The organism is Neobacillus soli NBRC 102451 (assembly GCF_001591665.1).
Classification (GTDB): domain Bacteria; phylum Bacillota; class Bacilli; order Bacillales; family Cytobacillaceae; genus Neobacillus; species Neobacillus soli.
Window position 1 is genome coordinate 1 of sequence record NZ_BCVI01000037.1, and the last position, 2,877, is coordinate 2,877.

The 2,877-nt window shown below is 40.3% G+C and carries 5 protein-coding genes; 1 reads left to right on the forward strand and 4 read right to left on the reverse strand.

What is annotated here, in order from left to right; all coding sequences use genetic code 11:
• Nucleotides 1-108: 108 nt before the first annotated feature.
• The 4 genes from BSO02S_RS27675 to BSO02S_RS13585 form a co-directional block, all read right to left on the reverse strand.
• Complete coding sequence (locus BSO02S_RS27675; RefSeq protein WP_066068000.1) at nucleotides 109-447, reverse strand: hypothetical protein; 339 nt, start codon at nucleotides 445-447, stop codon at nucleotides 109-111.
• A gap of 139 nt (nucleotides 448-586) precedes the next feature.
• The gene (locus BSO02S_RS13575; protein ID WP_066068003.1) at nucleotides 587-1,138 is read right to left on the reverse strand and encodes a superoxide dismutase family protein; all 552 of its coding nucleotides are present in this window, start codon (nucleotides 1,136-1,138) and stop codon (nucleotides 587-589) included.
• 119 nt (nucleotides 1,139-1,257) lie between these two features.
• Nucleotides 1,258-1,467: a hypothetical protein gene (locus BSO02S_RS13580; protein ID WP_066068006.1), complete on the reverse strand. Its 210-nt coding sequence runs from the start codon at nucleotides 1,465-1,467 to the stop codon at nucleotides 1,258-1,260.
• Between the two features lie 86 nt (nucleotides 1,468-1,553).
• Nucleotides 1,554-2,294 (reverse strand): peptidylprolyl isomerase, encoded by a 741-nt coding sequence (locus tag BSO02S_RS13585; RefSeq protein ID WP_066068009.1) that lies wholly within the window; start codon nucleotides 2,292-2,294, stop codon nucleotides 1,554-1,556.
• A gap of 127 nt (nucleotides 2,295-2,421) precedes the next feature.
• On the opposite strand from BSO02S_RS13585, the gene kapB reads away from it, so the two are divergent.
• Nucleotides 2,422-2,802 (forward strand): kinase-associated lipoprotein KapB, encoded by a 381-nt coding sequence (gene kapB / locus BSO02S_RS13590; protein ID WP_066068012.1) that lies wholly within the window; start codon nucleotides 2,422-2,424, stop codon nucleotides 2,800-2,802.
• Nucleotides 2,803-2,877 lie beyond the last annotated feature (75 nt).

The window sequence follows — 2,877 nt, forward strand, 5'->3', positions numbered from 1 at the left end:
GGGCGCTGGAGCTAGACACTTCTCAAAGTAAAAATGTTCTTTCTTAGTGTTAAGAAAAACTGTTCCCTCGATTGCGAAGGAACAGTCTGCCGGTAACCTTAGCGGTTGTTATTTCTTATCTTCCCGAGTTCCAAATGTTCCTGGTTTAGTAGTTGGCATTTGACCACTTTGCGGGAAGCCGCCCATGCCTTGAGGGAAACCAGTATGCTGCTGTCCACCCATCATTTGCGGAAACCCTGGTTGTTGAAAACCACCCATTTGCGGGTATCCCTGGTGCTGATAACCACCCATTTGTGGATATCCCTGATGTGGATTGCCGCCCATTTGTGGATACCCTTGTTGTGGATAACCGCCCATATGTGGATACCCGCTCATTTGTGGATAACCACCCATTTGTGGATAGCCTGTTTGTCCAGGGAATCCCCCAAAGTATTGTCTTTTCTCCATTTTTTCGCCTCCTAACAGTCTCTGTGTTAGTGTATGTCCACATTTGGGATAAGCTTAGATTTTTACCTATAAATTAAAAATTTTTCAAAAAAAATAAGACCATCCATAAGACGGCCTTCAAAAAGTATTACAAATTGTTCTATTCCTTTTCATCCTGTGCTTTCTTTTGGCCAGCTTTTTTATTCTTAGAAATTTCTCCACAGGCAATTCGTTTGCCTGAGTACCCTGCTGGTTGTGTCATGCCATCATCTTTTCCTTCATCAATGACAATGGAGGTCCCTTCTTTGGTAAACAGCGAGGTCTTCCCATCTTTTAAGGTTACGTTGGGTGCCATTAAATCCGCCTTAACTGTCCCATCATCCTCGACAATTAAATTGGGCAGATCCCCCGCATGAGCACCTTTAGGATGGAGAAGCCCATGTTCCTTGTTCTCTGGATTAAAATGATTACCCACTGATTTGAAATCTGGCGCCTTACATTTCCCGCTTTCATGAATATGAATCGCATGTTCCCCGGCTGGAAGTCCTTTTAAATTCACTGATAATTTGACACCACTGGATTGTTCAGCAACCTCTATTTTTCCAAGCGAATCTCCGACAGCATTAAACATTCCTACATCTACTTTCTTTACATTCTCTTCCATACATCCTGTAAGTAGCAACAGCGGAATAATTACCCACCCTTTTTTCATATATGTATGACCCCCACAATAGTCAATTTGCCAATAGTATTAACAAAAGGCTAATTACCTATGCAGTATTCAGGCTCATCTGTAAACGATGGGTAAAAGAAAAAGGAACAGCGTCTTTACTAACTGTTCCTCGGAGTGGATTGCTGATTTTTTAATTGTTCTTCTAATTCCTTTGCCTTTTTGGCTTCTCGTTTTGAAACTTTAATGATAAATCTCATCGTAATCAAAGCCCCAATTAAAAAAATCACAAAAGTTATCGCAGCGGGAATATATTCTGATTTATCCTCCGGAAAGTATAAAAACATTGAAAGTACTAACGGTTGAAACATTTTTCTTCTCCCTTTCTAAAAGGAACTGCCTATTAATTATAGCAACAAAAAACGTTTCCTACCAATTTACAATCCGATTCCTACGCCTATTTTAAAACTTTAATCTTTTTAATGATAACGTCCTTTTCTGGTTTATCCTGTGCACCTACTGGTGTATTGCCAATCTTATCAACGATATCCATGCCGTCGATCACTTGTCCGAAAACAGTATGGTGATGATCAAGCCATGGGGTCCCGCCGTTTTTATCATAGGCATCAATGATTTCTTTAGGATAGCCAGCCTTTTCCAATTCCGCCTTCATCGATGGGTCGAGTGATGTGCTTTGAACAATAAAGAACTGGCTTCCGTTTGTGTTAGCCCCCGAATTTGCCATCGATAAAGCCCCGCGAAGATTGAAAAGATTGTTAGAGAATTCATCTTCAAATGGCGAACCGTAAATACTCTCGCCGCCTGTTCCATTTCCATTGGGGTCGCCGCCCTGAATCATAAAGTCTTTAATAACCCGATGAAAAATCAATCCATCATAATACCCTTCCTCACCATGTTTCACAAAGTTTTCCACGGCTTTCGGTGCATATTCCGGGAATAATTTGATTTTAATCGTCCCCATTGACGTTACCATTTCAACGAGTTTTTCGTTATCAGACACCTCTGCTGAAAGCTGAGGATAGACTGCATTTGCCACTTGTTGATCCCCTTCCTTTTGCTCTGTTTTTGGTGCAGCAGTTTTTGGTTTTGAAACTTCTTTCTTCGTGCTTGTCCCACAAGCTGCCAAAACAAGAACAATTGTCAATAATGAAAATAAAATCTGCAATTTTCTTCCCATTTATTATCCCTCCATATTTTCAACCTTAACCGAAATAATAATATTTCGTACATTGATTTAAATTTACTATGTTTCGTTATAAAATGGAAGATAGATATTATCGAAAGTATGATTAGGGGTGTTTGTTGTGTCAGAATTACAAATTGGTGAAATTGTAACCGCCATTTATAAAACCGGTAAATATATCGGAGAAATAACGGAGGTGCGTCCGCAGCATTATTTAGTAAGGGTCCTTGCCGTGCTTAAACATCCAATGCAGGGTGATCTTCACAGCCCCAAAGACGCAGATGTACTTATTTTTCACGAAAGACGCGCGCTTAGCTATAGAGAACAGGCAAATATTCCTTACAAAATGGTTAAGCCCTTTGAAAATGAAGTTCCAGATTATTTGGATTCATTAAAAGCTGCTGTAGCCAAAATGAAAAAGGAACTAACAGAGACCTCTTCGGAATGGGCAAATATGAGCTTAAAAGCGATGGAATCATTGGAAAGGGATTATAGGTTTTAACAAGAACAAAAGGCGCAAGCTTCCTTTGCGCGGCGTATGGACTGGAGCGCTTTGACTGAGATAAAGGAAACACGG

What these genes read in the sequence shown, in the direction of transcription:
- BSO02S_RS27675 (WP_066068000.1), bottom strand. Translation starts at nt 447, where the DNA reads ATGGAGAAAAGACAATACTTTGGGGGATTCCCTGGACAAACAGGCTAT.
- BSO02S_RS13575 (WP_066068003.1), bottom strand. Translation starts at nt 1,138, where the DNA reads ATGAAAAAAGGGTGGGTAATTATTCCGCTGTTGCTACTTACAGGATGT.
- BSO02S_RS13580 (WP_066068006.1), bottom strand. Translation starts at nt 1,467, where the DNA reads ATGTTTCAACCGTTAGTACTTTCAATGTTTTTATACTTTCCGGAGGAT.
- BSO02S_RS13585 (WP_066068009.1), bottom strand. Translation starts at nt 2,294, where the DNA reads ATGGGAAGAAAATTGCAGATTTTATTTTCATTATTGACAATTGTTCTT.